Annotated in this window: 22 protein-coding genes and 24 tRNA genes; 43 read left to right on the top strand and 3 right to left on the bottom strand. The window is 59.1% G+C overall.

Annotated features, from left to right (window positions below):
* Window positions 1-82 precede the first annotated feature (82 nt).
* Entirely contained in the window at window positions 83-484 is a 402-nt protein-coding gene (locus ACQ4MS_RS11080; protein WP_431094449.1) for a hypothetical protein, read from the bottom strand.
* A 475-nt stretch (window positions 485-959) separates the two neighbouring features.
* Between ACQ4MS_RS11080 and ACQ4MS_RS11085 the strand changes: the two genes are divergently transcribed.
* The 23 genes from ACQ4MS_RS11085 (at window position 960) to ACQ4MS_RS11195 (ending at window position 5,042) form a co-directional block, all read left to right on the top strand.
* Window positions 960-1,035 (top strand) — tRNA-Gly (locus ACQ4MS_RS11085).
* 173 nt (window positions 1,036-1,208) lie between these two features.
* Window positions 1,209-1,285, top strand: a tRNA-Thr gene (locus tag ACQ4MS_RS11090).
* 8 nt (window positions 1,286-1,293) lie between these two features.
* A tRNA-Glu gene (locus tag ACQ4MS_RS11095) sits at window positions 1,294-1,371 on the top strand.
* Between the two features lie 130 nt (window positions 1,372-1,501).
* A tRNA-Ser gene (locus ACQ4MS_RS11100) sits at window positions 1,502-1,592 on the top strand.
* 36 nt (window positions 1,593-1,628) lie between these two features.
* Window positions 1,629-1,706, top strand: a tRNA-Gln gene (locus ACQ4MS_RS11105).
* A 10-nt stretch (window positions 1,707-1,716) separates the two neighbouring features.
* Window positions 1,717-1,791: transfer RNA gene (locus ACQ4MS_RS11110), tRNA-Ile, on the top strand.
* A 20-nt stretch (window positions 1,792-1,811) separates the two neighbouring features.
* Window positions 1,812-1,890, top strand: a tRNA-Arg gene (locus ACQ4MS_RS11115).
* A 22-nt stretch (window positions 1,891-1,912) separates the two neighbouring features.
* Window positions 1,913-1,992: transfer RNA gene (locus ACQ4MS_RS11120), tRNA-Arg, on the top strand.
* A 27-nt stretch (window positions 1,993-2,019) separates the two neighbouring features.
* Window positions 2,020-2,095: transfer RNA gene (locus ACQ4MS_RS11125), tRNA-Pro, on the top strand.
* 26 nt (window positions 2,096-2,121) lie between these two features.
* Window positions 2,122-2,197 (top strand) — tRNA-Asp (locus ACQ4MS_RS11130).
* Window positions 2,198-2,293: 96 nt separating this feature from the next.
* A tRNA-Leu gene (locus ACQ4MS_RS11135) sits at window positions 2,294-2,380 on the top strand.
* Between the two features lie 11 nt (window positions 2,381-2,391).
* Window positions 2,392-2,476: transfer RNA gene (locus tag ACQ4MS_RS11140), tRNA-Leu, on the top strand.
* Window positions 2,477-2,495: 19 nt separating this feature from the next.
* Window positions 2,496-2,571: transfer RNA gene (locus ACQ4MS_RS11145), tRNA-Trp, on the top strand.
* 9 nt (window positions 2,572-2,580) lie between these two features.
* Window positions 2,581-2,666 (top strand) — tRNA-Cys (locus tag ACQ4MS_RS11150).
* Window positions 2,667-2,680: 14 nt separating this feature from the next.
* Window positions 2,681-2,759, top strand: a tRNA-Arg gene (locus ACQ4MS_RS11155).
* 35 nt (window positions 2,760-2,794) lie between these two features.
* Window positions 2,795-2,992 (top strand): hypothetical protein, encoded by a 198-nt coding sequence (locus ACQ4MS_RS11160; RefSeq protein WP_431094450.1) that lies wholly within the window; start codon window positions 2,795-2,797, stop codon window positions 2,990-2,992.
* 28 nt (window positions 2,993-3,020) lie between these two features.
* Window positions 3,021-3,096: transfer RNA gene (locus tag ACQ4MS_RS11165), tRNA-Asn, on the top strand.
* 13 nt (window positions 3,097-3,109) lie between these two features.
* Window positions 3,110-3,184, top strand: a tRNA-Ile gene (locus ACQ4MS_RS11170).
* A 16-nt stretch (window positions 3,185-3,200) separates the two neighbouring features.
* Window positions 3,201-3,276, top strand: a tRNA-His gene (locus ACQ4MS_RS11175).
* 7 nt (window positions 3,277-3,283) lie between these two features.
* Window positions 3,284-3,358, top strand: a tRNA-Lys gene (locus ACQ4MS_RS11180).
* 25 nt (window positions 3,359-3,383) lie between these two features.
* Window positions 3,384-3,459, top strand: a tRNA-Val gene (locus tag ACQ4MS_RS11185).
* Between the two features lie 36 nt (window positions 3,460-3,495).
* Complete coding sequence (locus ACQ4MS_RS11190) at window positions 3,496-4,056, top strand: HNH endonuclease (RefSeq protein WP_431099581.1); 561 nt, start codon at window positions 3,496-3,498, stop codon at window positions 4,054-4,056.
* 254 nt (window positions 4,057-4,310) lie between these two features.
* Window positions 4,311-5,042 (top strand): HAD-IA family hydrolase, encoded by a 732-nt coding sequence (locus tag ACQ4MS_RS11195; protein WP_431094452.1) that lies wholly within the window; start codon window positions 4,311-4,313, stop codon window positions 5,040-5,042.
* A 46-nt stretch (window positions 5,043-5,088) separates the two neighbouring features.
* On the opposite strand, the gene ACQ4MS_RS11200 is transcribed toward ACQ4MS_RS11195, so the two are convergent.
* A complete protein-coding gene (locus ACQ4MS_RS11200) occupies window positions 5,089-5,676 on the bottom strand; it encodes a chalcone isomerase family protein (protein ID WP_431094454.1) in 588 nt (195 codons plus the stop codon).
* A gap of 498 nt (window positions 5,677-6,174) precedes the next feature.
* Here ACQ4MS_RS11200 and trpE point away from each other — a divergent pair, with 498 nt between their 5' ends.
* The 8 genes from trpE to ACQ4MS_RS11240 all read left to right on the top strand — a co-directional run bounded on the left by trpE (window position 6,175) and on the right by ACQ4MS_RS11240 (window position 13,015).
* On the top strand, window positions 6,175-7,674 hold the full coding sequence (trpE, locus tag ACQ4MS_RS11205; RefSeq protein ID WP_431094456.1) for an anthranilate synthase component I: 1,500 nt from the start codon (window positions 6,175-6,177) through the stop codon (window positions 7,672-7,674).
* Window positions 7,671-7,991, top strand: coding sequence for a chorismate mutase (locus ACQ4MS_RS11210; RefSeq protein WP_431094458.1), 321 nt, complete (start codon window positions 7,671-7,673; stop codon window positions 7,989-7,991). Before trpE ends, ACQ4MS_RS11210 begins: the two co-directional genes overlap by 4 nt.
* Before the next feature lie 3 nt (window positions 7,992-7,994).
* Entirely contained in the window at window positions 7,995-8,579 is a 585-nt protein-coding gene (locus tag ACQ4MS_RS11215; RefSeq protein ID WP_431094460.1) for an aminodeoxychorismate/anthranilate synthase component II, read from the top strand.
* A gap of 69 nt (window positions 8,580-8,648) precedes the next feature.
* Window positions 8,649-9,695 carry a low-specificity L-threonine aldolase gene (gene ltaE / locus ACQ4MS_RS11220; RefSeq protein WP_431094461.1) on the top strand — a complete coding sequence of 349 codons (1,047 nt, stop codon included), beginning with the start codon at window positions 8,649-8,651 and terminating at the stop codon, window positions 9,693-9,695.
* Window positions 9,696-9,718: 23 nt separating this feature from the next.
* Window positions 9,719-10,369, top strand: a complete 651-nt coding sequence (locus ACQ4MS_RS11225) for a LysE family translocator (RefSeq protein ID WP_431094463.1) — start codon at window positions 9,719-9,721, stop codon at window positions 10,367-10,369.
* A gap of 50 nt (window positions 10,370-10,419) precedes the next feature.
* The gene (gene trpD / locus ACQ4MS_RS11230; RefSeq protein ID WP_431094464.1) at window positions 10,420-11,463 is read left to right on the top strand and encodes an anthranilate phosphoribosyltransferase; all 1,044 of its coding nucleotides are present in this window, start codon (window positions 10,420-10,422) and stop codon (window positions 11,461-11,463) included.
* Between the two features lie 5 nt (window positions 11,464-11,468).
* A complete protein-coding gene (gene trpC / locus ACQ4MS_RS11235) occupies window positions 11,469-12,275 on the top strand; it encodes an indole-3-glycerol phosphate synthase TrpC (RefSeq protein WP_431094466.1) in 807 nt (268 codons plus the stop codon).
* 11 nt (window positions 12,276-12,286) lie between these two features.
* Window positions 12,287-13,015, top strand: coding sequence for a uracil-DNA glycosylase (locus tag ACQ4MS_RS11240; RefSeq protein ID WP_431094468.1), 729 nt, complete (start codon window positions 12,287-12,289; stop codon window positions 13,013-13,015).
* A gap of 80 nt (window positions 13,016-13,095) precedes the next feature.
* Here the strand turns inward: ACQ4MS_RS11240 and ACQ4MS_RS11245 are convergent, their stop codons facing one another.
* Window positions 13,096-14,196 (bottom strand): patatin-like phospholipase family protein, encoded by a 1,101-nt coding sequence (locus ACQ4MS_RS11245; RefSeq protein WP_431094470.1) that lies wholly within the window; start codon window positions 14,194-14,196, stop codon window positions 13,096-13,098.
* 294 nt (window positions 14,197-14,490) lie between these two features.
* Between ACQ4MS_RS11245 and ACQ4MS_RS11250 the strand changes: the two genes are divergently transcribed.
* From ACQ4MS_RS11250 to rpoB, 12 genes are all read left to right on the top strand, one after another.
* Window positions 14,491-14,576 (top strand) — tRNA-Tyr (locus tag ACQ4MS_RS11250).
* A 101-nt stretch (window positions 14,577-14,677) separates the two neighbouring features.
* Window positions 14,678-14,751, top strand: a tRNA-Gly gene (locus ACQ4MS_RS11255).
* Window positions 14,752-14,815: 64 nt separating this feature from the next.
* Window positions 14,816-14,890, top strand: a tRNA-Thr gene (locus ACQ4MS_RS11260).
* Between the two features lie 91 nt (window positions 14,891-14,981).
* Window positions 14,982-16,172 carry an elongation factor Tu gene (tuf, locus tag ACQ4MS_RS11265; protein ID WP_431094472.1) on the top strand — a complete coding sequence of 397 codons (1,191 nt, stop codon included), beginning with the start codon at window positions 14,982-14,984 and terminating at the stop codon, window positions 16,170-16,172.
* A 17-nt stretch (window positions 16,173-16,189) separates the two neighbouring features.
* Window positions 16,190-16,265, top strand: a tRNA-Trp gene (locus ACQ4MS_RS11270).
* A 132-nt stretch (window positions 16,266-16,397) separates the two neighbouring features.
* The gene (gene secE, locus ACQ4MS_RS11275; RefSeq protein ID WP_431094474.1) at window positions 16,398-16,781 is read left to right on the top strand and encodes a preprotein translocase subunit SecE; all 384 of its coding nucleotides are present in this window, start codon (window positions 16,398-16,400) and stop codon (window positions 16,779-16,781) included.
* 68 nt (window positions 16,782-16,849) lie between these two features.
* Window positions 16,850-17,377, top strand: a complete 528-nt coding sequence (gene nusG / locus ACQ4MS_RS11280) for a transcription termination/antitermination protein NusG (protein ID WP_228778638.1) — start codon at window positions 16,850-16,852, stop codon at window positions 17,375-17,377.
* 139 nt (window positions 17,378-17,516) lie between these two features.
* Complete coding sequence (rplK, locus tag ACQ4MS_RS11285) at window positions 17,517-17,951, top strand: 50S ribosomal protein L11 (protein ID WP_007871338.1); 435 nt, start codon at window positions 17,517-17,519, stop codon at window positions 17,949-17,951.
* Entirely contained in the window at window positions 17,948-18,643 is a 696-nt protein-coding gene (rplA, locus tag ACQ4MS_RS11290) for a 50S ribosomal protein L1 (protein ID WP_431094476.1), read from the top strand. Before rplK ends, rplA begins: the two co-directional genes overlap by 4 nt.
* Before the next feature lie 265 nt (window positions 18,644-18,908).
* Window positions 18,909-19,439, top strand: coding sequence for a 50S ribosomal protein L10 (gene rplJ / locus ACQ4MS_RS11295; RefSeq protein WP_431094478.1), 531 nt, complete (start codon window positions 18,909-18,911; stop codon window positions 19,437-19,439).
* A 29-nt stretch (window positions 19,440-19,468) separates the two neighbouring features.
* On the top strand, window positions 19,469-19,846 hold the full coding sequence (gene rplL, locus ACQ4MS_RS11300; RefSeq protein ID WP_431094480.1) for a 50S ribosomal protein L7/L12: 378 nt from the start codon (window positions 19,469-19,471) through the stop codon (window positions 19,844-19,846).
* 340 nt (window positions 19,847-20,186) lie between these two features.
* Window positions 20,187-24,299 (top strand): DNA-directed RNA polymerase subunit beta, encoded by a 4,113-nt coding sequence (rpoB, locus tag ACQ4MS_RS11305; RefSeq protein WP_431094482.1) that lies wholly within the window; start codon window positions 20,187-20,189, stop codon window positions 24,297-24,299.
* The last annotated feature ends 26 nt before the right edge of the window (window positions 24,300-24,325 follow it).

Genomic DNA, 24,325 nt, shown 5'->3' on the forward strand with positions numbered 1-24,325 from the left:
GTTTCCGCGATTTGTCATCCCGACGCTGCATGGATCAGGTTTGGATGAAAATTACTGTTCTAACCGGGCGGGGCAACGGAATTCAACCGCCACCTCTCTGTGTACTGAAGCCCCGCCTTGCAAGTTGCATTAGCTGGCGTCGACCCCTGGCATCCGTTGTCCGCCAGGCGATGCGCGCGAGTTCGATAAAAGCGTTTTCAGCGGGGTTGATGGCGTCCCCGCCGTGATCTGCGTCCATCCAGCCTTTTGGCTTTCCGGACTTGCTTTCGATCTGCGCGGCGGCCACGTCACCTATATTCCGCGCGGTGCCCTTTGCGTCACCCTTGAACTGGCTCAGTCCGCCAGCGCTGAGGCCGAGTTGTTTGGCAATGCGGCCCAGCATGCCGACAGGTGATTCGCCGGCGGCCAGCTCTTTCTCGCTGAACTCCCGAATGATGATCAGCAGGTTGTTGCGCCGGTTTCTATTGACGTTCTCTGAGTCCATGTGACGTGATTGCAACAATCAAATTTATTTTGCATCGACCCGTTGACGATGGCGTAAAAAGATTTTACATTACCTTTCATCGCTACTTTGACATCAACTTTTTTCACGCACTCATCATGAAACCGATAGCCGCCACCGCAAGAAACAACACCCCCGTCTGGGGCGGTGTTGCCGTGCGCCGCCTTGACGTTCATCTACGCGAGTGCCGTGGGCTGAGTTCATTTGCGCCGTCCATTTTGCGGACAGCCATGCCTAAGCAGAACCACGAGGATTCCACACAACCGGGAGAAGGAGACGTCTAGGCGTACCTTCTAAATCTCTGACACCCAGAGGCCCGGTTTCCGCAAGGAACCGGGCCTTTTTGTTTTCCCCCGACGGTGATCGTGCCGTCGATGCGCTTCAAGCGCGGGAGTCTTTAAAAATCTGCAGCGGGACAGCAGCCAAACACTGGATGGCAGCGAGTCCCGCAAAAATTGCGGACATAGCTCAGTAGGTAGAGCGTGAGCCTTCCAAGCTCAATGTCGTCGGTTCGAAGCCGTCTGTCCGCTCCATTTCGGGTGTGCCTGTTTCACGTCACCTGCGCGAGACCGAGGAGACGGTCTGGTGGCGTGTGTGCTGGCAGCCGGGGTTCATGGCCCCGGAAATGCAGTGCAGTGGGAGACCCCGGTTCGGCTTCATGCCGTCCGCCCACATGCAGGTACAGCCGAAATGGATTCAGTTTTTCGCCCGCGTAGCTCAGTCGGTAGAGCAGCCGCCTTGTAAGCGGCAGGCCGTCCGTTCAAATCGCGACCGTGGGCTCCAGGGTATTTGTCACGTTCGTCTAGCTGGCTCAGGACACAAGGTTTTCATCCTTGTAGACAGGGGTTCGAATCCCCTACGTGACGCCAATTCCAGCGCTGGCAGCCAGGTAGTTGCCCGTCAGTTGTTCAGTAAAGAAGCGCAGTGCTCGCAAGAGCGTAGTGCGGAAACCGGCCTCAAAGATTGGGGGGCACCGGAACTCGTAACCGGAAATTTTTTGGAAGATTGGCTGAGAGGTTCAAGGCACTCGCTTGCTAAGCGAGAGCCCGCGAGAGTGGGCTCATGGGTTCGAATCCCCTATCTTCCGCCATCTCTTTCTGCCATTTTTTATCGCCATCTTTTTGATGGGCCGTTCACCAAGCTGGTCCAAGGCATCGGGTTTTGATCTCGACATTCGGTGGTTCGAATCCATCACGGCCTGCCATTTTTTTTTGGGTTGCATAGCTCAGTGGTAGAGCAGCGGGCTCATAACCCGCCGGTCGTTGGCTCGGTCCCAACTGCAACCACCAACCGCATCGCCAAATCATTTGCACGCATAGCTCAGCTGGACTCAGAGCGCGACTCTCCGAAGGTCGAGGCCGGCAGTTCGAGTCTGCCTGCGTGCACCAGCAATAACCCCAATAGATTTTTCTCGTGTTAGCTCAGTCCGGAATCAGAGCATCTGCCTACGAAGCAGAGGGTCGGAAGTTCAAATCTTTCACGCGAGGCCATTCAGTTTTCATTCAGTCCGATTCAATCCGTGTGTGGCGCAGTTGGTAGCGCGCGTGCTTTGGGAGCATGAGGTCGCAGGTTCGAGACCTGCTGCACGGACCATCTTCATTCTTGTCTTTTTCATTTTTGGTCTGTTAGCTCAGCTGGTAGAGCACTTCCCTGTCCAAGATGTGGTCACGGGTTCGACTCCCGTACAGGCCGCCACAGTTATGTCGTGAATGTCGTGGCACCTCGGTCGATGGAGCGATGGGTCGACAACCCATGCGCCGGCTCGAACCCGGACCGGGACGCCAAATAAATGCTCAAGTGGCGGAATTGGAGGACGCACCTGCTTCAAACCCAGGTCTGTTGGGAGTTTTGGGAGTTCGAATCTCCCCTTGAGTACCAGAACAGTTTTAGCCCCGGTGGTGGAATTGGAAGACACACTGGCCTCAGAAGCCAGCGCTTTCGGGCATGCCGGTTCGACGCCGGCCTGGGGCACCATTTTTTTTCAGATTTTCATGGGTGTGTAGCTCAACAGGCAGAGCAGCGGTCTCCAAAACCGAAGGCTGGAAGTTCGATTCTTCCCGCGCCCGCCAGCGATTTTCGGCGGTGTACCCCAGTGGTCGAAGGGAGCGGATTGCAAATCCGCCTGCGTCAGCACACGTCAGTTCGGATCTGACCACCGCCTCCACCTCATCGTTTTCAGCGTCTGTAGCTCAGCCAGGATAGAGCGCTGGGCTTCTACCCCAGTTTGTCGGCCGTTCGAATCGGTCCAGGCGCGCCACGTTCCTCATTTAACCAACCTCAAGGAGATTTGCCATGACAGCCAGAAACGCAGCGGCCTCCAGGAGGATGGCCAAACGGACAGCCACACCACGCAGCCGCATTGTTCGTGCCTTGCTGCGCAGCATCGTCGCCGCCGGCAGCGCGCGGCATCGTCACGCTTTGCCGAAGCGAGGGCAGGCACAAGATGACCGCGACCTGGATCAGCGCGTCCGCGAATGCGGCGAGTGGTGAGCACGCCTGGTTTTCTCCTACCCGATATTCCACGATAGCTCAGCTGGTAGAGCGCGCGACTGTTAATCGCGTCGTCCCTGGTTCGACCCCAGGTCGTGGAGCCAATTTTTTCTTCATAGCCGCATAGCTCAGTGGTAGAGCAGTGCCTTGATAAGGCACAGGTCGTTGGTTCGATGCCAGCTGCGGCTACCAATGGTTCTTTTTTCTGGTGCAAGTGGCGCAGTTGGCAGCGCAGCGGGATGTGACCCCGCGGGTCACCGGTTCGAGTCCGGTCTTGCACCCCACCCCCATGCGGGCATAGCTCAGAGGAAGAGCAACCGGCTTTTAACCGGTAGGTCGAGATTTCGAAATTCTCTGTCCGCACCATTCGTCATTCAGCGCTTCATTTTTCAGCTCTTTAGCCCAGCAGGTAGAGCAGCGCCCTTACAAGGCGATGGTCGGGAGTTCGATCCTCTCAAGAGCTACCAAATTCATTCTTTTTCACCTTACAGGAGGCCATGATGATGCATCACGTTCTGCAGCTCGACATCCAGGGGACGCCCCAGGCCTGGATCACGGCTGAAGATGCGGCGTTGCACTATGCCACTGGCACTGTTGCGTGGGAGGAGGGCGATAGCCCCCTCGTTACGCTCCGCGGCGGGTGGAATGTGGCCCGCGGCCGGCAATCGCTGATGGTCATCCAGCCCATCATCGCCCTGCGCGGCTCGCCCCGGCGCAACCTGTTTGAGGTCACGCCAGCTGTGTCGAAGCCCAAGCTGTTGCGCCGGGACCGCTGCACCTGTGCCTACTGCGCTCAGGTCTTCCTCGAAAAAGATCTTGAGGCAGAGCACATCGTGCCCGATAGCAAAGGTGGAGCCTACAGTTGGACCAATCTGGTCAGCGCATGCCGTTCGTGCAACGCCCGCAAAGGCGCCCGGACCCCTGAACAGGCCGGAATGCCGCTGGTCTACCTGCCTTACGTTCCTTCGCTGTGGGAAGACTTCCTGCTGCGCGGCCGCAATGTACGGGCCGATGTTCATGAGTGGCTGTCTGCCCGGCTGCCCAAGGGATCCAGGCTGAATTGAGTTCAGTGGCCGAAGCGGCGCATTGCGAAAGTGGTGCGTCGTTTTTTTTTGCCCAGGCGGTACTTCCAAAAGCCTTGGGTAACAGCCAATTTCGGTGTAGATGACTAACTACTCCAGCCATGCGCATGGTTATCTACCTTTAAGATCTGCCGGGTGGGGATATCGATTTTTTCCCCGACTGTTCCGGTTCCAGCTGATAACGGATCCGGACAACATCAACTCGGACCAGTATCTGTTTCGAATCCGGCTACCTCATGCTGAACCCTTTGAACTTCATGACCTTTGCCCCGGACCGTTTTGACGCTGCCATCGTTGACCTGGATGGCACCATGGTCGACACGCTGGGGGACTTTGTGGCGGCCCTCAATTTGATGCTCGCTGAGCTGCTGTCTGGCCATCCTTCAGTCGTCGGGCTGGACGCAGCTGCGGTCGAGCGCATGGTGGGAAAAGGCTCGGAACACCTCATCATGTCTACACTGAAATACGTTCAGGCGCAGATGGATAGTACGCAGTTTGCTATTGATTTAATAGCAAAATACGATGTTGCCTATGCGACTTACCAGCGGCATTACACCCGCATCAATGGCCAGTATTCTGCGGTGTACCCGGGGGTGGTGGAGGGCTTGCACACTCTGGGGCAAGCTGGGTTACAGCTGGTCTGCCTGACCAACAAGCCTTTGGGGTTTGCCCATGAACTGCTCAAGCTGAAAAACCTCGGCGGGTTTTTCACCCAGGTTTTTGGCGGGGATTCGTTCGAGCGGAAAAAGCCGGACCCACTGCCTCTGCTAAAGACCTGCGAATGCCTGGGCACTGCGCCGGCCCGCACACTGATGATCGGCGACTCCAGCAATGATGCACGTGCCGCCCGGGCCGCCGGTTGCCCGGTGCTGTTGGTGACCTATGGGTACAACCACGGCGAGCCGGTGCGCGGCGTGGATGCCGACGGCTTTATCGGCTCACTGGCCGAATTGCGCTTCCAGAAATGACCACGGGGCTTGCGCCCCGGTGATGGTGTGGTTTGCGCCCGGCGCTTCAGGCAGGCTTGCCCAGCATGGCATCCCTGAGTTTCCAGTCGGCCGGCTGTGGGCCCAGCCAGATGCGCACGAGGGCGTTGAAGAATTCAAGCTCCTTGAAGGGCTCGCCTTGTGGTTTGCCTTTGACGGTGATCACGGTGCCGGTGCCGGGGATCCAGTCGATAGTGAAGCCTTCGCCGGCACTCAGTTTTTTCTGGTCGGCAAAGAGCTGGCCCATCTTGATGAGGCCGGGAATCAGTTTGGACATTTCGCCTTTGGGCGTGTTCTCTGTAAAGGCGGTGGTGAAGCCCTTGCCCAACTCGTTGGAGTCAATGTCGCGCAGCAGGGTGATGCTGATGCGCTTGGGGCCGGGCATGGCGTAGACCTCTTCGGGGGTTGCGGCCTTCTTGGGCAGGTACATTGCGGCCACGTAGACTTTGAACACCGCTTTGTAGCGTATGCCGGCCCCGTTGAGCTGCAGTTTGGTGCCGTGTACGTCGATCGGGTCTTCCAGCTTGACGCCCGAGACCTCCATTGGGGCGGCAAGTGCGCCCAAAGACAGCATTAAACCGGCCAGGCCCGCAATGCACCGCGTTGTCAAAGTCATGAATTGTCTCCAGAAGGATGGTTGGAATAGAACGAGCGTTCGTTTTTAATGTCTCATTTTGAGGGCCGCAGAGGGGCTGTCGCAAGAGGGTTTGCGAGATGAGCATTAGTACCAGTCCATAGTAGCGGCGCTGACATGACGTCCTTTTAGTAGTTTTTGGGCCTCAACCGGGATCGGGCGGGCCGGTCACCGCGGTCTTTGCTACACTTTGGCCCACATGTTCATTCATCGCATCATTCAGACAGGTTGTGGAGACCGGGGAGCCTGGCCCTGGCGTACCTGTCATTTCTCGCACGCCTGAGGCGCATGCGGGCCGGCACCCTGACCATTCAGCCAGTGCCTTTCGCCCGCCCCGATGCCGCCGGTTCTGCGACACCCCCCTTTTTCTTTCCTGATGCGCCTTTGCCTCGCCAAGCGCATCCCGGCCCCGGTCTTCGGGGCGTTTTGAATGACAGGTGGCCGCGCCTTTGAGCGCGTGGCCCCTTGCGAAGGACCATCGTGATTACAGAACTCGAATTTAAAAGCCTGGCCGGCCAAGGCTACAACCGCATTCCCCTGATGGCGGAGGCGTTTGCCGATCTTGAGACGCCACTTTCCCTTTACCTCAAACTCGCGCACTCCAAGGACGGCGGCAAGTTCAGCTTCCTGCTCGAGTCGGTAGTAGGGGGTGAACGCTTTGGCCGCTACAGCTTCATCGGTCTTCCTGCGCGCACCCTGGTGCGGGCTTCGGGCTTTGGACCGGATGCCGTCACAGAGGTGGTAACAGACGGCAAGGTTGTGGAGACCTCAACGGCCAACCCGCTGGACTTCATCTCCGGCTACCAAAAGCGCTTCAAGGTTGCCCTGAGGCCCGGCCTGCCGCGTTTTTGCGGGGGGCTGGCAGGCTACTTTGGCTACGACGCGGTGCGCCATATCGAGAAAAAACTCGAAGCCACTTGCCCACCCGACACGCTGGGCTGTCCTGACATCCTGCTGCTGCAATGTGAAGAGCTGGCCGTCATTGACAACCTCTCCGGCAAGCTTTACCTGATCGTCTACGCCGACCCGGCCCAGCCCGAGGCCTATGCCAACGCCAAGAAGCGCTTGCGGGACCTGAAGGAAAAGCTCAAATATTCCGTCAGCGCGCCGGTAGTGAAGCCTTCACAGGGTTACCCGGCCGAGCGCGACTTTGCCAAGGCCGACTACATTGCCGCGGTCGAAAAAGCCAAGCGGCTGATCGAAGCCGGCGACTTCATGCAGGTGCAGGTGGGCCAGCGCATCAAGAAGCGCTATACCGAATCGCCGCTCAGCCTGTACCGCGCGCTGCGCTCGCTCAACCCCAGCCCCTATATGTATTACTACCATTTTGGAGATTTCCATGTGGTGGGGGCTTCGCCAGAGATTCTGGTGCGGCAGGAACAAGTCAGCGAGGGGCAGAAAATCACCATTCGTCCTTTGGCTGGCACCCGACCGCGTGCCTCATCGCCCGAGGCTGATAAGGCCGTGGAGCAAGAGCTGGTCAATGACCCGAAAGAGCGCGCCGAGCACGTCATGCTGATCGACCTGGCGCGCAACGACATAGGCCGCATCGCCAAGACCGGCACCGTAAAGGTGACCGAGGCCTTCGCGGTGGAACGCTACAGCCACGTGATGCACATCGTAAGCAATGTGGAAGGCGTGCTGCTCGACGGCATGACCAGCATGGACGTGCTGAAGGCGACCTTCCCGGCGGGCACGCTGACAGGCGCGCCCAAGGTGCACGCGATGGAAATCATTGACCAGCTGGAGCCCACCAAGCGCGGTCTGTACGGGGGCGCCTGCGGCTACCTCAGTTATGCGGGCGACATGGACGTGGCGATCGCCATCCGCACCGGGATCATCAAGGACCAGATGCTGTACGTGCAGGCCGCGGCCGGCGTGGTGGCGGATTCGGTGGCCGAACTTGAATGGAAAGAAACCGAGGCCAAGGCGCGCGCGCTGTTGCGGGCGTCGGAGCTGGTTGAGGAAGGCCTGGAATGAGCCAGTCAACCCATCCAGAGACTGAGCACTGCCACTCCATGGCCGACGTGCGCCGCAACATCGACGCGCTGGACGAGCGCATCGTGCCGCTGATCGCCGAGCGCAGTGCTTATGTAGCGCAGGCCGCGCGCATCAAACAAAACGCCGACCAGATTGTCGACCATGCGCGTATCGACTTCATCATCGAGCGCGTATGCGCGCAGGCCCGTAAAGCCGGCGCGCCCGAAGCCATTGTGGAGGCGGCATACCGCTCCATGATTGCCGCATCCATTGACTTTGAGCGCGGCGAGTTCACACGCCTGCGCCAGGAGGCCTGAACCATGACACGCAGCAAAAAACTGTTGATGATCGACAACTACGACAGCTTCACCTACAACATCGTCCAGTACTTTGGCGAACTGGGTGCGGAGGTCGAGGTGTTTCGCAATGACGAGATCACTGTGGAGGACATCGCCGCGCGCAAGCCTGACCTGCTGGTGGTGTCGCCTGGCCCTTGTTCGCCGGCAGAGGCGGGTATTTCGGTGGCGGCGATCGAGCACTTTGCAGGCAAGCTGCCTATCCTGGGCGTCTGCCTGGGCCACCAGAGCATTGGCGCGGCCTTCGGCGGAAAAATCATCCGCGCGCAGCAGCTCATGCACGGCAAGACGAGTGTGATCACCACTACGCAGGAGGGCGTGTTTGCCGGCCTGCCCGAACAGTTTGTCGTGAACCGCTACCACTCGCTGGCGATTGAAAAATCGAGCTGCCCAAAGGCACTGGCTGTCACAGCCTGGACAGACGACGGCGAGATCATGGGTGTGCGCCATAAAGAATTGCCCATTCAGGGCGTGCAATTTCACCCTGAGTCCATCCTGACCGAACACGGCCACGCCATGCTGAAGAACTTTCTGGAGCAGGCGGCATGAGCCGTTCATCTAAAATTGCTATCAAATTCATAGCTACTTGCCAGGGTTTTACCTGGGCTGGAGGCAAAAATGATTGTTGATTTACGCAGCGACACCGTGACCCGCCCGACTCCCGCCATGCGCGAAGCCATGCTGGCCGCGCCGTTGGGTGACGACGTTTTCGGCGACGACCCGACTGTGAATGTGCTGCAAGAAAAGATCGCCGGCCTGCTGGGCTTTGAGGCCGCGCTCTTCGTGCCCACCGGTACGCAAAGCAACCTCTGCGGGATCTTGAGCCACTGCCAGCGCGGCGACGAATACATCGTCGGCCAGATGGCGCATTGCTACCGCTGGGAAGGCGGCGGCGCGGCGGTGTTCGGCAGTGTGCAGCCGCAGCCTCTGAACCACCACACCGACGGCACACTGGCGCTCGCCGACATCGAGGCCGCCATCAAACCCGACGACGCGCACTTCGCGCGCACCCGCATGCTGGCGCTGGAGAACACGTTGGGCGGCAAGCTGCTGCCTTTTGAGTATGTGCAGCAGGCGACCACGCTGGCAAAAAAGCATAGCCTGGGCCGCCACCTCGATGGCGCGCGGCTTTTTAACGCGGCTGTGGCGCAGGCTGCGCAAACCGGCAGCAATCCGCTGGTGGAAGCAAAACGCATTGCGGGATGTTTTGACAGTGTTTCGGTGTGCTTCAGCAAGGGGCTGGGCGCGCCGGTCGGCTCGGCACTATGCGGTTCTCGCGAGTTCATCGCGCGGGCGCATCGCATCCGCAAGATGGCGGGCGGCGGGATGCGCCAGGCGGGCATGTTGGCCGCAGCTGCATTCCACGCGCTCGACCACCACGTGGGACGCCTCGCGCAAGACCACGCGCTGGCCAGGCACCTGGCCGACGGACTGGCGGGCGTTGACGGCCTGCATGTGGAACAACCCCAGACCAACATCGTGTTTGTGGATTTGACCGGCGCGGCGAAAGAGCAATCGGCGGCGCTGCTCAAGCACCTGGCGAATGCGGGTATTCAGGCGACGGGCCTGTATCGCCTGCGCTTTGTCACCCACCTGGATGTGGACACCGCCGGCGTAGACCGTGCCGTGGCTGCCATCCGGCAGTTCTTCCATCTCAATGCATAAACAAGGTTAGATAGGAGATAGCCATGCCTGACTTCCAACATCTGTTGCTCTTCATTGCGGCCGGCTGGTTGCTCAACCTGACACCTGGTCCCGACGTGCTTTACATCGTTACCAACTCGCTGCGATCAGGCGCGCGCGCCGGCATCGTTGCAGGCCTGGGTATCACGGCCGGTTGCTTTGTTCACATTTTTGCGGCCGCTGTCGGTGTCGGCGCATTGCTCGCCACTTCAGCGCTTGCTTTCACTGTCCTCAAGTGGATAGGCGCGGCTTACCTGCTGTGGATAGGCGCGAAGATCCTGTTTTCCAAGGCGCCGCAGGGCACTACCGATCTTGTTGCGGTGGCTGCCGCCCAGCCGGCACGGCGCCTAAAAGCCGTCTTCATGGGTGGTTTCTGGACCAATGTGCTGAACCCAAAGGTCGCCATCTTTTTCCTGGCGTTTGTGCCGCAGTTCATCGCGCCGGATACCGACAACAAAGCCCTGGCGTTTGTGCTGCTGGGTGTGTTGTTCAACCTGAATGCCATTCCGGTCAATTCGGGCTGGGCCCTGGCGGCCGCCTGGATGGCTCGGCGTGATGCCGTGCAGCGCGGCATGCACTGGCTGGACCGTGCGGCTGGTGTCATGTTCATCGGCTTTGGCCTCAAGTTGGCCTTTACCGATAATCCGGCGAATTAAGCCATTCCATCCAATTCCAGAACAAAAAACGTCCATAAGCGAGACAGGCCATGCCCCATACCCACAAGATCACCCCGCAGGAAGCGCTTCAGCGCACCATCGAACACCGCGAGATCTTTCACGATGAGATGCTGCACATCATGCGGCTGATCATGAGCGGCGAGATGTCGCCGGTGATGATGGCCGCGCTCATCACCGGCCTGCGCGTGAAGAAAGAGACCATCGGCGAGATTACCGCCGCCGCGCAGGTGATGCGCGAGTTCTCCACCAAGGTGAGCGTGGCCGACAAAACCCACCTGGTCGACATCGTCGGCACCGGCGGCGACGGTTCGCACACCTTCAATATCTCGACCTGCTCCATGTTCGTGGCGGCGGCGGCCGGCGCCAAGGTCAGCAAGCACGGCGGGCGCAGCGTCAGCAGCAAGTCGGGCAGCGCCGATGTGATCGAGTCGCTGGGCATCCACATTGGCCTTTCGCCTGAAGCCATTGCCCAGTGCATTGAGCAGGTCGGCGTGGGGTTCATGTTTGCGCCCAACCACCACCCTGCCATGAAGAACGTCGCGCCCATCCGCAAGGAACTGGGCGTGCGTACCATCTTCAACATTCTGGGCCCGCTGACCAACCCGGCCAGCGCGCCCAACATCCTGATGGGCGTGTTTCATTCCGACCTGGTGGGTATCCAGATCCGCGCGTTGCAGCGCCTGGGCGCCGAGCACGCGATGGTGGTCTACGGAAAAGACGGCATGGACGAAGTCAGCCTGGGCGCGGCCACCGTGGTGGGTGAGCTGAAGAACGGCGAGATCACCGAGTACGAGATCCACCCCGAAGACTTCGACATGCCCATGGCCAGCAACCGCGCGTTGCGCGTGGAAACGCCCGAGCAGTCCAAGGCAATGCTGCTGGGCGTGCTCGACAACCAGCCGGGCGCGGCGCGCGACATCGTGATCCTCAACGCCGGCGCGGCGCTGTATGCCGCCAATGTGGCTGACTCGATGAAAGCGGGCATCGTGCTGGCGCGGGCGGCGCTTGAATCAGGCGCGGCCAAGGCGCGCCTGCAACAACTCATTTCCACCACCCAAAAATTAGCGGCCTGAACACCATGTCCGACATCCTCGACAAAATCATTGCCGTCAAGCGCCAGGAAATCGCCGAGGCGATCCGCAAGAAGCCGCTGGACGTGATGCGCGAAGACGCTGCATCGCGCGTGCTCACGCGTGACTTCGTGGGCGCGCTGCGTGCCAAGATCGCGGCGGGCCAGCCCGCGGTGATTGCCGAGATCAAGAAGGCCAGCCCGTCCAAGGGCGTGCTGCGTGCCGACTTCATTCCGGCCGACATCGCGCAAAGTTATGCCGAAGGCGACGGCGAAATCAGTGCGGCCTGCCTTTCGGTGTTGACCGACAAGCAGTTTTTTCAGGGCAGCATTGATTACCTGAAGCAGGCGCGGGCGTCTTGCGACTTGCCGGTGCTGCGCAAGGACTTCATGGTGGACCCGTACCAGGTGTACGAAGCGCGGGTGATGGGCGCCGACTGCATTTTGCTGATCGCTGCTTGCCTGGACGACGCGCAGATGAAGTCGCTGGAGGCGCTGGCGATGTCTATGGACATGGCGGTGCTGGTGGAGGTGCATGACGAGGCTGAGCTTGAGCGCGCGCTCAAGCTCAAGACGCCGCTGATCGGCATCAACAACCGCAACCTCAAGACCTTCGAGGTCTCGCTGGACGCGACGCTGGGCATGCTCGGCAAGGTGCCGGCCGACCGCTTGCTGATCACCGAATCCGGCATTGCCACGCCGGCCGACGTGCAGCGCATGCGCAGCGCTGGCGTCAACGCCTTCCTGGTGGGTGAGGCTTTTATGCGCGCAGAAGAGCCAGGCCTTGCGCTGGCGCAGTTGTTCGGAAAAAAGTGAGCGCAGGCTCCATGGATTCGCTCCTCGATATGACGGGATCTTCGCCTGATCGCCTGACCAGCGCCGACCCCGCGGCCTGGCCGGTCGCGCCCGGCTGGCGGCCGACGATCGATGCTTTTTTTGCGAGCCCGACAGGCCGGAAGCTGCTGGATTTTCTGCGAAGCCGCCTGGCGGATGGTGCGGTGATTTTTCCTCCCCAGCCTCTGCGCGCACTGGAACTGACCCCGCCTGAAGAGGTGCGCGTCGTCATCCTGGGGCAAGACCCCTATCACGGCCTGGGGCAGGCCGAGGGGCTGGCGTTTTCTGTGGCGCCCGGTGTTGCTCTGCCGCCTTCGCTGCGCAACATCTTCAAAGAGCTGCAGCGCGACCTGGGTACGCCGCCGCCCACGTTTCCAGTGCCGGGCGGAAGCCTGGTGAAGTGGGCGACGAACGGCGTGCTGCTGCTCAACACCTGTCTTACGGTAGAGGAAGCATTGCCTGCCAGCCACGCTGGGAAGGGGTGGGAAGTACTGACCGATACGCTGATTCGCCAGGTGGCGGACGGCGATCATCCGGTGGTGTTCATGCTGTGGGGCGCGCATGCGCAAAGCAAACGGGCGCTTATTGATGCAAAGCGCCACAAGGTGCTGGTGGCCAATCACCCGTCACCGCTGTCGGCATTGCGGCCGCCGCTGCCGTTTATCGGCTGTGGGCATTTCTCTGAAGCGCGGGCCTGGCGCGATGCGCAGCGTAAAACCTGAGTTGCTATTGTTTTGATAGCGAGTTGTGCTTGTTTCGCTTGGAGAAACGGCTAAAAAGGCTTAAAAAGCCCGCCGGTTCGCTAGAACTCCTGCGGGAGGCTGCCCACGTAGTCCCTGCGGATATTCACCGTGCTTTGCTGGCCGAGCGCCTCAAAGTGGCGGCGCAGCCAGCGTTTGGCTGCGCCCTGGCCCATCTCAAACAGCTTTTCGATCATGGCGCCATCGGCGGACATCTTGCTTGATGACGGCAGGTTTTCCAGGGCCTCGCCGCCATCGATGCGGTGTAGCAGCAGGCTTTTGTACTTCTCGCCCTCCTGCAGGCGGCCGTCGGCCAGGAGGCGGTTGATGAAGTCGATGGTGCGCATCTGCGATAGCAGGCTGGCGTTGAAGGTCAGTTCGTTCACCCGGTCTGCAATGTCGTGGGAGGTGCGGGGGATGTTGGCACGCCGCAACGGATTGATCTGCACCATGATGATGTCGCGGCTGCTGCATTCGCTGATGAGCGGCAGCAGCGAGGGGTTGCTTGAAAACCCGCCATCCCAATAGTGCTGGCCGTCAATTTCGACCGCCTGAAACAGCGTGGGCAGGCAAGTGGAAGCCATCACCGCCTGCAGCGTCAGGTGTTTTCCGGAAAAAATCTCGGCCCGCCCGGTGGCCACATGGGTCGCCGACACGAACGCTTTGGGGGCTTGCAGGCTGGCAATGGCGTGAAAGTCGATCTCTGCCTGCAACAGTTTGCGCAAGGGGTTGATATCCAGCGGATTGGACTGGTAGGGTGACATCCATTGTGTTAATGTGCTGCCAGTTAAGTTTGCGCTTACTCTGTTGGTAACCCATCCGCCAATGAGCATCTTGCTGATGCTGTCGGCCATAGAGCCCAGGCTTCCCATGGCCGCGACACCCTGCCAGATCTTGCTGAGCGATGCGCGTGCGGCGTCCCGGGGGTAGGTCTTTTCAGGGGAGTTGTCTCTTTGGGCGGTGGCGAATCCGTGTGCCAACGCTACCGCATTGACAGCTCCGGCGCTCGCGCCGCTGATGCCGTCAAACTCGATGCGCTCGTCCGCCAGCAGGGCATCCAGCACGCCCCAGGTGAATGCGCCGTGCGATCCGCCGCCTTGCAACGCAAGATTCACCCGCCGCAAGGACGGATCGGAGGTGGGATTTTCGGGGAGGGTGCTCATTGGGTGGCGATTTCAGGCGGGCTGCGACAGGGGCAGGGCAAGTTCCGTGCTGGCCTCCGGTTTTATGGGGCGCTGCGGGCATCATGCCCGAAGCCTGGCTAAAACCGCAATTGACGCGGACAGGGCTTTTCGGGCAACTGGAGCCGGCTATCGGCTGTCCGGAGAGCCAGCCACAGGGGTGGAAGGCCATCTTGGAGGCAGGGGGTGCGGGCGGTCGCCAACTTTTAATGGTTTTGCCGCGGTCACGGGTACCACATGACATAAAACCGTGGCATAATCCGAGGTTCGCTTGAAGGATGGGTGCCCGAGTGGCTAAAGGGGGCAGACTGTAAATCTGTTGGCTAACGCCTACGCTGGTTCGAATCCAGCCTCATCCACCAGATTTTGTTTGATTTTTGGCAAGCGACCGGCGCAAGGCAAACGCGTAAAGCGTGTTTTGGGTTGTGGGTAATTTTGGTGTGAGTTGAATTGGCAGAGCTGCGCGGGAGTAGTTCAATGGTAGAACCCTAGCCTTCCAAGCTAATGACGCGGGTTCGATTCCCGTCTCCCGCTCCATAAAGCTGCTTTATGGTTCTGCTGTTTGATCTTGCGCCAGGTTGCAATGGTGGTTTTGAGTTCAGCCCTTTTGGCTCAGTGGTAGAGCACTCCCTTGGTAAGGGAGAGGTCGCGGGTCCGATTCCCGCAAAGGGCACCAAATTTTGAGCCGGCACGGTGCGCAAGGCGTTGTGGCTGGCTGCGGTGGTAACTGGTTTTGTGACTCTTTATAAATTTCTGGAGTTGAAAAAATGGCAAAAGGCAAATTTGAGCGGACCAAGCCGCACGTCAACGTCGGCACGATTGGCCACGTGGACCATGGCAAGACGACGCTGACGGCGGCGATCACGACCGTACTGGCATCCAAGTTCGGCGGCGAGGCCAAGGGTTACGACCAGATTGACGCGGCTCCTGAAGAAAAAGCGCGCGGCATTACCATCAACACCGCTCACGTCGAGTACGAGACGGCCAACCGCCACTACGCCCACGTGGACTGCCCAGGCCACGCCGACTATGTGAAAAACATGATCACCGGCGCAGCCCAGATGGACGGCGCTATTTTGGTGTGCTCGGCCGCTGACGGCCCCATGCCCCAGACCCGCGAGCACATCCTGCTGGCCCGTCAGGTGGGTGTTCCGTACATCATCGTGTTCCTGAACAAGTGCGACATGGTCGACGACGCCGAGCTGCTCGAACTCGTTGAAATGGAAGTGCGCGAGCTGCTCGACAAATACGACTTCCCCGGCGACAAGACCCCGATCATCCACGGTTCAGCCAAGCTCGCCATGGAAGGCGACAAGGGTGCCTTGGGCGAAGAGGCCATCATGAAGCTGGCCGAAGCTCTTGACACCTACATTCCCCTGCCAGAGCGTGCAGTGGACGGCGCATTCCTGATGCCCGTGGAAGACGTGTTCTCCATCTCCGGCCGCGGCACCGTCGTGACCGGCCGTGTCGAGCGCGGCATCATCAAGGTCGGCGAAGAAATCGAGATCGTCGGTATTGCTGACACGCAAAAGACCACCTGCACCGGCGTGGAAATGTTCCGCAAGCTGCTGGACCAGGGCCAGGCCGGCGACAACGTCGGTATCCTCCTGCGCGGCACCAAGCGCGAAGACGTGCAGCGCGGCCAGGTGCTGTGCAAGCCCGGCTCCATCAAGCCGCACACGCACTTCACCGGCGAGATCTACGTTCTGAGCAAGGACGAAGGCGGCCGCCACACGCCTTTCTTCAACAACTACCGCCCCCAGTTCTACTTCCGCACGACGGACGTGACCGGTGCGATCGAGTTGCCAGAAGGCAAGGAAATGGTCATGCCAGGCGACAACGTGTCGATCACCGTCAAGCTGATCAACCCGATCGCTATGGAAGAAGGTCTGCGCTTTGCCATCCGCGAAGGCGGCAAGACCGTCGGCGCCGGCGTCGTGGCCAAGATCATTGCGTAATTTGTAAGGTTTGATGGAGGGGTATAGCTCAATTGGCAGAGCGTCGGTCTCCAAAACCGAAGGTTGTAGGTTCGATTCCTACTGCCCCTGCCACCTGATGGTTGATGTGCATCAACGCTGAAGGTGGTTTGAAAAGTTAAAAGCAAGCCCGCCGGGGGTCAAAACTCCAGGTGGGCTTAAGCGTCTGAAGAGACGTCCGAAGATTGAACAGGAAATTCGCCAACCATGGCCACTTCTCAAGTTGAAACCGTCAGTACCAGCGCCGACAAGGCCAAGCTGGGCGCGGCCGTTGCGCTGGTGCTGGCCTCGTTGGCGGGTTTTTATCTGCTGGCCAAGCAGGGTCAGGTCGTACAGTGGGCTGCGCTGATTGGCGGGCTTGTGGCTGCCGTGGCGGTGTTCATGCTTTCGGAGCCGGGCAAGCAGTTTGTGGCCTTTGGCCGTGACTCGTGGCGCGAAGTCAAAAAAGTAGTCTGGCCGGCTCGCAGGGAGGCTATTCAGATGACCGCCTATGTGTTCGGTTTCGTGGTGATCATGGCCTTGTTCCTGTGGCTTACAGACAAAACGCTCGAGTGGGTGTTTTATGACCTGATCCTGGGATGGAAAAAATAATGAGCGATCTGAACGGCACGGTAGTCAGCGAAGTGGCGGCGGGAACGTCTCTGACGCCGACTCCAGGCATGCAGTGGTATGTCGTCCATGCTTATTCCGGCATGGAAAAGGCGGTCGAACGCAACATTGTTGAGCGCATCAACCGTGCGGGCATGCAGTCCAAATTTGGCCGTTTTCTCGTTCCTACTGAAGAGGTAGTTGAAATCAAGAACGGCCAGAAGAAAACGACGGAACGCCGTTTTTTTCCGGGCTATGTTTTGGTCGAGATGGTCATGGATGATGAGACCTGGCACCTGGTGAAGCACACCAACAAAGTCACCGGTTTTGTTGGCGGCGCCAAGAATCGTCCGGCCCCGATCTCTGAAGAAGACGTCCAGAAGATCGTCAGCCAGATGCAGGTCGGCACCGAGAAGCCGCGGCACAAGGTGGAGTTCGAAACCGGCGAATACGTGCGCGTCAAGGACGGCCCGTTCACCGACTTCAACGGCACGGTGGAAGAGGTCAACTACGACAAGAACAAGGTGCGTGTGTCGGTCACGATTTTCGGCCGCGCCACACCCGTGGAACTGGAATTCAGCCAGATCGAAAAAACGTAATTTCGGTCCGGTATTCAATTTCGCGTCTTGCAACTCGGCGCGAAACGGTCCCCAGGGACTGTTTTGAGTTGTGTAACCCCCGGGGAGCCCGGACCTGCTTCTGCAGCGTTCAGGCGTTATGACCCGCAAGGAGAAAAGTATGGCGAAAAAAATCGTCGGCTTCATCAAGCTGCAAGTGCCAGCTGGTAAGGCCAACCCGTCCCCCCCGATTGGCCCGGCGCTGGGTCAGCGCGGCCTGAACATCATGGAGTTCTGCAAGGCATTCAATGCGCAGACTCAGGGTGTTGAGCCAGGTCTGCCACTGCCTGTGGTGATCACGGCATTTGCCGACAAGAGTTTCACTTTCGTCATCAAGACCCCTCCCGCAGGCGTCCTGATCAAGAAGGCCATCAAGCTCGACAAGGGCTCTTCCACGCCGCACACGGTGAAGGTCGGCAAGATCTCCCGTGCGCAGCTGGAAGAAATCGCCAAGACCAAAATGAAAGACATGACGGCTGCTGACCTCGACGCTGCAGTTCGCACTATTGCTGGTACGGCCCGCTCCATGGGCGTGTCGGTGGAGGGTGTTGTATGAGCAAACTGACCAAACGCCAAAAAACCATTGGCGACAAGATCGACAGCAACAAGCTGTACGCCATTTCCGACGCCCTCGGGCTCGTGAAGGAATTCGCCGTCGCCAAGTTCGATGAATCCATCGACGTGGCTGTACAGCTCGGCATCGATGCCAAGAAATCCGACCAGGTCGTTCGCGGCGCGGTTGTGCTGCCAAACGGTACAGGCAAGACCAAGCGGGTAGCTGTATTCGCCCAAGGCGCCAAGGCTGAAGAAGCCAAGGCAGCGGGTGCCGACATTGTCGGCATGGACGATCTGGCTGCTGAAATCAAGGCCGGCAAGATGGACTTCGACGTGGTGATTGCATCCCCCGACGCCATGCGCATCGTGGGTACGCTGGGCCAGGTGCTCGGTCCCCGTGGTCTGATGCCCAATCCAAAGGTTGGTACTGTCACGCCGGACGTCGCCCAAGCGGTGCGCAATGCAAAAGCTGGCCAGGTCCAGTTCCGCGTTGACAAGGCCGGTATTGTGCACGGCACGATTGGCCGCCGTTCGTTTGATACGGACAAGCTGCAAGGCAATCTGGCTGCACTGATCGACGCACTGCAAAAAGCCAAACCGGCTTCGAGCAAGGGTGTGTATTTGAAGAAAGTTGCGGTTTCGTCAACGATGGGTGTGGGCGTTCGCGTCGACACACAAACCATCGCAGCGTAATCGCAGAAATTTGGACGGGCCCGCAAGGCCTGTTCATGTGGTGGGCTGCCGGGGTTCGCTCCGGCAGGTCATCAAAGACCGTTGGCGTGGCAGGCTTTTTGGGCTTGCCGCTTAATCGAAAGACAGCCAACGCAGATGGCGGTCCCGCTGCAGATGGTTTTGCAAAGAATCTGAAACAGTTGGTCGCTGAACATGAGCGTGTTGAAGGGTTGACGACAGGCGAGAGCCGGTCTGATCCCGATGGCACATTTTTAAGGAGTAGACCTTGAGTCTCAACCGCAGTGAGAAACAAGCCGTCATTGATGAAGTGACTGGCCTCGCCGCTAAAGCTCAAACGCTCGTGATGGCGGAATACCGTGGCATTACGGTCGCTGACATGACCCGTCTGCGCAGCCAGGCCCGCGATAAAGGCGTGAATCTGAGTGTTCTGAAGAATACTCTGGCTCGCCGTGCCGTGGCAGGTAGCGCATTCGAAGTCGTATCCGACCAGATGACCGGTCCGCTGATCTACGGTTTTTCCACAGATGCTGTGGCTGCTGCGAAAGTGGTGGCTGACTTCGCGAAAACCAACGACAAGTTGGTGATTCGCGGTGGCGCATTTGCCGGTAAATCCCTGGACGTGAACGGCGTGAAGCAACTGGCCAACATTCCTTCCAAGGAAGTGTTGCTCGCCCAGTTGTGTGGCTTGCTGATGTCGCCTATGTCGCGTACGGCCGTTGTGCTGGGCGCCCTGGCGGCCAAAAAGGGTGGCGGCGCAGCCGATGCCCCCGCAGCAGCTGAAGCTGTAGCAGCGTAATTTGTACCCAACTTTTTAGGAAATTCAAAATGGCATTCGATAAAGACGCATTTTTGACCGCGCTGGATAGCATGACGGTCCTCGAACTCAACGAACTGGTGAAATCCATCGAAGAGAAATTTGGTGTGAGCGCGGCCGCAATGGCTGCTCCCGCTGCTGGCGGTGGTGGCGGTGCTGCTGCCGCTGCTGAAGAGAAGACCGACTTCAACGTCGTGCTGCTCGAAGCTGGCGCCAACAAGGTGTCGGTCATCAAGGCCGTTCGCGAAATCACCGGTCTGGGCCTGAAAGAAGCCAAGGACCTGGTTGACGGCGCTCCGAAGAACGTCAAGGAAGGCGCTCCAAAGGCCGACGCAGAAGCTGCGAAGAAGAAGCTCGAAGAAGCCGGCGCGAAAGTCGAACTCAAGTAATTCTTGGTGATTGAGAAGGCTGGAAGACCGTAATCGGGCTTCCAGCCTTTCGTGCTTCAAGGAGCACACTGAAAAGAGGGCCCGATAGTCCTTTCTCAGTGTTCTTCGAACACCGATGCAGGCTTGCCGCCTGCCCAGTGTTTTATAGAAACACTGGAAAGCAGACTTAACCGTCTGCTTTCCAGTGTTTTCTGACCCCGACTGCAGAAAACGCCTTGGTTCGGGTGACGTGCAATGCGTCACCGTCCGCCATGGTTGGTAGTGGCCAACCACCAAGCTGCCTGAATACGTGGTGTATTCGGGCACGAGAGTCGCCAGAGCCCATCAACGCGGAGAACTCATGGCCTATTCCTATACCGAACGTAAACGCATCCGCAAAAGCTTCGGCAACCGCGAAAGCGTGTTGACTGTTCCCTACTTGCTGCAAATGCAGAAAGACGCGTACACAGCGTTCCTGCAAGCCGATCGTGCACCCCAAAAGCGCACTGTGGAAGGCCTGCAGGCAGCGTTTGAAAACGCTTTCCCTATCGTCTCGCACAACGGTTTTGTCGAGATGAAGTTCATTGAATACAACCTGGCCAAGCCGGCATTTGATGTGCGCGAATGCCAGACCCGTGGCTTGACATTCGCCTCGGCCGTGCGTGCCAAGGTGCAACTGATTATTTATGACCGCGAATCCTCCACATCGCAGTCCAAGGTGGTCAAGGAAGTCAAAGAGCAAGAGGTTTACATGGGCGAAGTGCCGCTCATGACCGACAAGGGCTCTTTTGTGATCAACGGCACCGAACGGGTGATCGTTTCCCAGTTGCATCGTTCGCCTGGCGTGTTCTTTGAACACGACAAGGGCAAAACCCATAGCTCGGGCAAACTGCTGTTCTCAGCCCGCATCATTCCTTACCGCGGCTCGTGGCTCGACTTCGAGTTCGACCCCAAAGACATCCTGTATTTCCGTGTCGACCGCCGCCGCAAGATGCCGGTCACCATCCTGCTCAAGGCCATCGGCCTGAATCCGGAATCCATCCTTGCGAACTTCTTTGTGTTCGACAACTTCCGCCTGATGGACAGTGGCGCGCAGATGGAATTCGTTGCCGAGCGTATGCGTGGTGAAGTGGCCCGCTTCGACATCACTGACAAGAATGGCAAGGTTGTGGTTGCGAAAGACAAGCGCATCACGGTTCGCCACACGCGTGAACTTGAGCAGACTGGAACATCAACTATCAGCGTTCCAGAAGATTTCCTGATTGGCCGTGTGGTCGCCAAGAACATCGTTGACGCTGAAACCGGTGAAATCATTGCCAAGGCCAATGATGAACTGAGCGAAGTGCTGCTGAAGAAGTTGCGCGTTGCCGGTGTGCAGGACCTGCAGGTTCTGTATACCAACGAGCTCGACCAGGGCTCGTACATTTCGCAGACCCTGCGTTCCGACGAAACCGCAGACGAGTTTGCTGCGCGCGTTGCCATCTACCGCATGATGCGCCCCGGCGAGCCGCCTACTGAGGATGCCGTGCAAGCTCTGTTCCAGCGTCTGTTCTACAACCCGGATACGTACGATCTGTCCAAGGTCGGCCGCATGAAGTTCAACGCCCGTGTGGGCCGCGATTCTTCTACCGGCCCCATGGTCATGACCAACGAGGACATCCTCGCTGTCGTCAAGATCCTGGTGGACCTGCGCAACGGCAACGGCGAAGTCGATGACATCGATCACCTCGGCAACCGCCGTGTCCGTTGTGTCGGCGAACTCGCCGAGAACCAGTACCGCACCGGTCTGGCACGTATCGAAAAGGCCGTGAAAGAGCGTCTCGGCCAGGCTGAGCAAGAGCCGCTGATGCCGCACGACCTCATCAACAGCAAGCCGATTTCGGCTGCGTTGAAAGAATTCTTCGGTGCATCGCAGCTGTCCCAGTTCATGGACCAGACCAATCCGCTGGCCGAAATCACCCACAAGCGCCGTGTTTCGGCCCTTGGCCCGGGCGGTTTGACGCGCGAGCGTGCCGGCTTTGAAGTACGTGACGTGCACGTGACCCATTACGGCCGCGTCTGCCCGATTGAAACGCCTGAGGGTCCGAACATCGGCCTGATCAACTCGCTGGCTTTGTATGCCCGCCTCAACGAATACGGTTTCATCGAAACGCCGTATCGCCGAGTCGTGGACGCGAAGATCACCGACCAGATCGACTATCTGTCGGCCATCGAAGAAGGCAAATACGTCATTGCCCAAGCCAACGCGGCCCTGGATGATGCCGGCAAGCTGACCGGTGACCTCGTGTCTGCCCGGGAAAACGGCGAGTCCGTCCTGGTGGGTGCAGAACGCGTCCAGTACATGGACGTGTCCCCTGCGCAGATCGTCTCCGTGGCGGCTTCGCTGGTTCCGTTCCTGGAGCACGATGACGCCAACCGCGCTTTGATGGGCGCCAACATGTCCCGTCAGGCTGTGCCTGTACTGCGCCCCGAGAAGCCTTTGGTCGGCACCGGCATCGAGCGCGTTGCGGCGGTCGACTCCGGCACAGTGGTCACGGCTAACCGCGGCGGCGTCGTTGATTATGTTGACGCAACCCGCATCGTGGTGCGCGTCAACGACGCAGAAGCCCTCGCCGGTGAAGTGGGCGTGGACATCTACAACCTTATCAAGTACCAGCGTTCCAACCAGAACACCAACATCCACCAGCGTCCCATCGTCAAGATCGGCGACAAACTGGCCAAGGGTGATGTGATTGCCGACGGCGCATCGACTGACCTGGGTGAAATCGCCATCGGCCAGAACATGCTGATCGCGTTCATGCCCTGGAACGGCTACAACTTCGAGGATTCGATCCTGATCTCCGAGCGCGTGGTGGCAGAAGACCGCTACACCTCGATTCACATCGAAGAACTCGTCGTGATGGCCCGTGACACCAAGCTGGGTGCCGAAGAAATTACGCGCGACATTCCCAATCTGTCCGAGCAACAGCTGAACCGCCTCGACGAATCCGGCATTATTTATGTCGGCGCTGAAGTCCAGCCGGGCGACACGCTGGTCGGCAAGGTCACGCCCAAGGGCGAGACCACGCTGACACCGGAAGAAAAGCTGCTACGCGCCATCTTCGGTGAAAAAGCCAGCGACGTGAAGGACACTTCGCTGCGCGTGAGCCAGGGCTCGCAAGGTACCGTGATCGACGTGCAGGTCTTCACCCGTGAAGGCATCGTGCGCGACAAGCGCGCACAGCAGATCATTGATGACGAACTCAAGCGTTTCCGTCTGGACCTGAACGACCAGTTGCGCATCGTCGAGGCTGACGCGTTCGACCGTATCGAAAAGCTGCTCATCGGCAAGGTTGCCAATGGCGGCCCTAAAAAGCTGGCCAAGGGTACCAAGATCGACAAGGCCTATCTGGCCGATGTCGAGAAATACCATTGGTTTGACATTCGTCCGGCCGATGACGAAGTGGCCGCCCAGCTCGAAAGCGTCAAGAACTCGATGGAGCAGACGCGCCACAGCTTCGACCTGTCTTTCGAAGAGAAACGTAAAAAACTGACGCAGGGCGACGAGTTGCCAGCGGGCGTGCTCAAGATGGTCAAGGTCTACCTGGCCGTCAAGCGCCGCCTGCAGCCTGGCGACAAGATGGCCGGCCGCCACGGCAACAAGGGCGTCGTGTCCAAGATCGTTCCGGTCGAAGACATGCCGCACATGGCCGACGGTACCCCCTGCGACATCGTGCTGAACCCACTGGGCGTTCCTTCGCGGATGAACGTGGGCCAAGTGCTTGAAGTGCATCTGGGTTGGGCCGCCAAGGGCCTGGGTCATCGCATCGGCGATATGCTGCAAGCCGAAGCCAAGGTGCAGGAAGTCCGCAAGTTCATGGAAACGATCTACAACAAGTCAGGCCGTGCAGAGGACCTGGCGAAGTTGTCGGATACGGACATCATCGAGATGGCTGCCAACCTGACCACTGGCGTGCCTTTTGCCACTCCCGTGTTTGACGGCGCTTCCGAGGCCGAGATCATGGGCATGCTCCAGCTGGCTTATCCGGACGACATTGCCAAGGCCAAGGGCCTGACGGCAACGCGCACCCAGGCACAGTTGTATGACGGCCGCACGGGCGACGCTTTCGAGCGCACGACCACCGTGGGTTACATGCACTTCCTGAAACTCCACCATCTGGTGGACGACAAGATGCATGCACGTTCGACCGGCCCTTACTCCCTCGTTACCCAGCAGCCGCTGGGCGGCAAGGCGCAGTTCGGCGGACAGCGTTTCGGCGAGATGGAGGTCTGGGCACTGGAAGCGTATGGCGCCGCCTACACGCTTCAGGAAATGCTTACCGTCAAGTCCGACGACGTGCAGGGCCGTACGAAGGTCTACGAGAGCATCGTCAAGGGCGAGCACGCGATTACGGCCGGCATGCCCGAGTCGTTCAATGTGCTGGTCAAGGAAATTCGTTCGCTCGGTATCGACATTGAGCTGGAACGCAGCTAATCAACAGGAAAGAAAAGGATTTAACA

This window comes from Polaromonas aquatica (assembly GCF_050626995.1).
Taxonomy (GTDB): Bacteria; Pseudomonadota; Gammaproteobacteria; order Burkholderiales; family Burkholderiaceae_C; genus Polaromonas; species Polaromonas aquatica_A.

Excerpts from the sequence above, each read along its gene's own strand:
- ACQ4MS_RS11080 (WP_431094449.1), bottom strand. The coding sequence starts at position 484 with ATGGACTCAGAGAACGTCAATAGAAACCGGCGCAACAACCTGCTGATC.
- ACQ4MS_RS11160 (WP_431094450.1), top strand. The coding sequence starts at position 2,795 with ATGACAGCCAGAAACGCAGCGGCCTCCAGGAGGATGGCCAAACGGACA.
- ACQ4MS_RS11190 (WP_431099581.1), top strand. The coding sequence starts at position 3,496 with ATGCATCACGTTCTGCAGCTCGACATCCAGGGGACGCCCCAGGCCTGG.
- ACQ4MS_RS11195 (WP_431094452.1), top strand. The coding sequence starts at position 4,311 with ATGCTGAACCCTTTGAACTTCATGACCTTTGCCCCGGACCGTTTTGAC.
- ACQ4MS_RS11200 (WP_431094454.1), bottom strand. The coding sequence starts at position 5,676 with ATGACTTTGACAACGCGGTGCATTGCGGGCCTGGCCGGTTTAATGCTG.
- ACQ4MS_RS11210 (WP_431094458.1), top strand. The coding sequence starts at position 7,671 with ATGAGCCAGTCAACCCATCCAGAGACTGAGCACTGCCACTCCATGGCC.
- ACQ4MS_RS11215 (WP_431094460.1), top strand. The coding sequence starts at position 7,995 with ATGACACGCAGCAAAAAACTGTTGATGATCGACAACTACGACAGCTTC.
- ltaE (WP_431094461.1), top strand. The coding sequence starts at position 8,649 with ATGATTGTTGATTTACGCAGCGACACCGTGACCCGCCCGACTCCCGCC.
- ACQ4MS_RS11225 (WP_431094463.1), top strand. The coding sequence starts at position 9,719 with ATGCCTGACTTCCAACATCTGTTGCTCTTCATTGCGGCCGGCTGGTTG.
- trpD (WP_431094464.1), top strand. The coding sequence starts at position 10,420 with ATGCCCCATACCCACAAGATCACCCCGCAGGAAGCGCTTCAGCGCACC.
- trpC (WP_431094466.1), top strand. The coding sequence starts at position 11,469 with ATGTCCGACATCCTCGACAAAATCATTGCCGTCAAGCGCCAGGAAATC.
- ACQ4MS_RS11240 (WP_431094468.1), top strand. The coding sequence starts at position 12,287 with ATGGATTCGCTCCTCGATATGACGGGATCTTCGCCTGATCGCCTGACC.
- ACQ4MS_RS11245 (WP_431094470.1), bottom strand. The coding sequence starts at position 14,196 with ATGAGCACCCTCCCCGAAAATCCCACCTCCGATCCGTCCTTGCGGCGG.
- tuf (WP_431094472.1), top strand. The coding sequence starts at position 14,982 with ATGGCAAAAGGCAAATTTGAGCGGACCAAGCCGCACGTCAACGTCGGC.
- secE (WP_431094474.1), top strand. The coding sequence starts at position 16,398 with ATGGCCACTTCTCAAGTTGAAACCGTCAGTACCAGCGCCGACAAGGCC.
- nusG (WP_228778638.1), top strand. The coding sequence starts at position 16,850 with ATGCAGTGGTATGTCGTCCATGCTTATTCCGGCATGGAAAAGGCGGTC.
- rplK (WP_007871338.1), top strand. The coding sequence starts at position 17,517 with ATGGCGAAAAAAATCGTCGGCTTCATCAAGCTGCAAGTGCCAGCTGGT.
- rplA (WP_431094476.1), top strand. The coding sequence starts at position 17,948 with ATGAGCAAACTGACCAAACGCCAAAAAACCATTGGCGACAAGATCGAC.
- rplL (WP_431094480.1), top strand. The coding sequence starts at position 19,469 with ATGGCATTCGATAAAGACGCATTTTTGACCGCGCTGGATAGCATGACG.
- rpoB (WP_431094482.1), top strand. The coding sequence starts at position 20,187 with ATGGCCTATTCCTATACCGAACGTAAACGCATCCGCAAAAGCTTCGGC.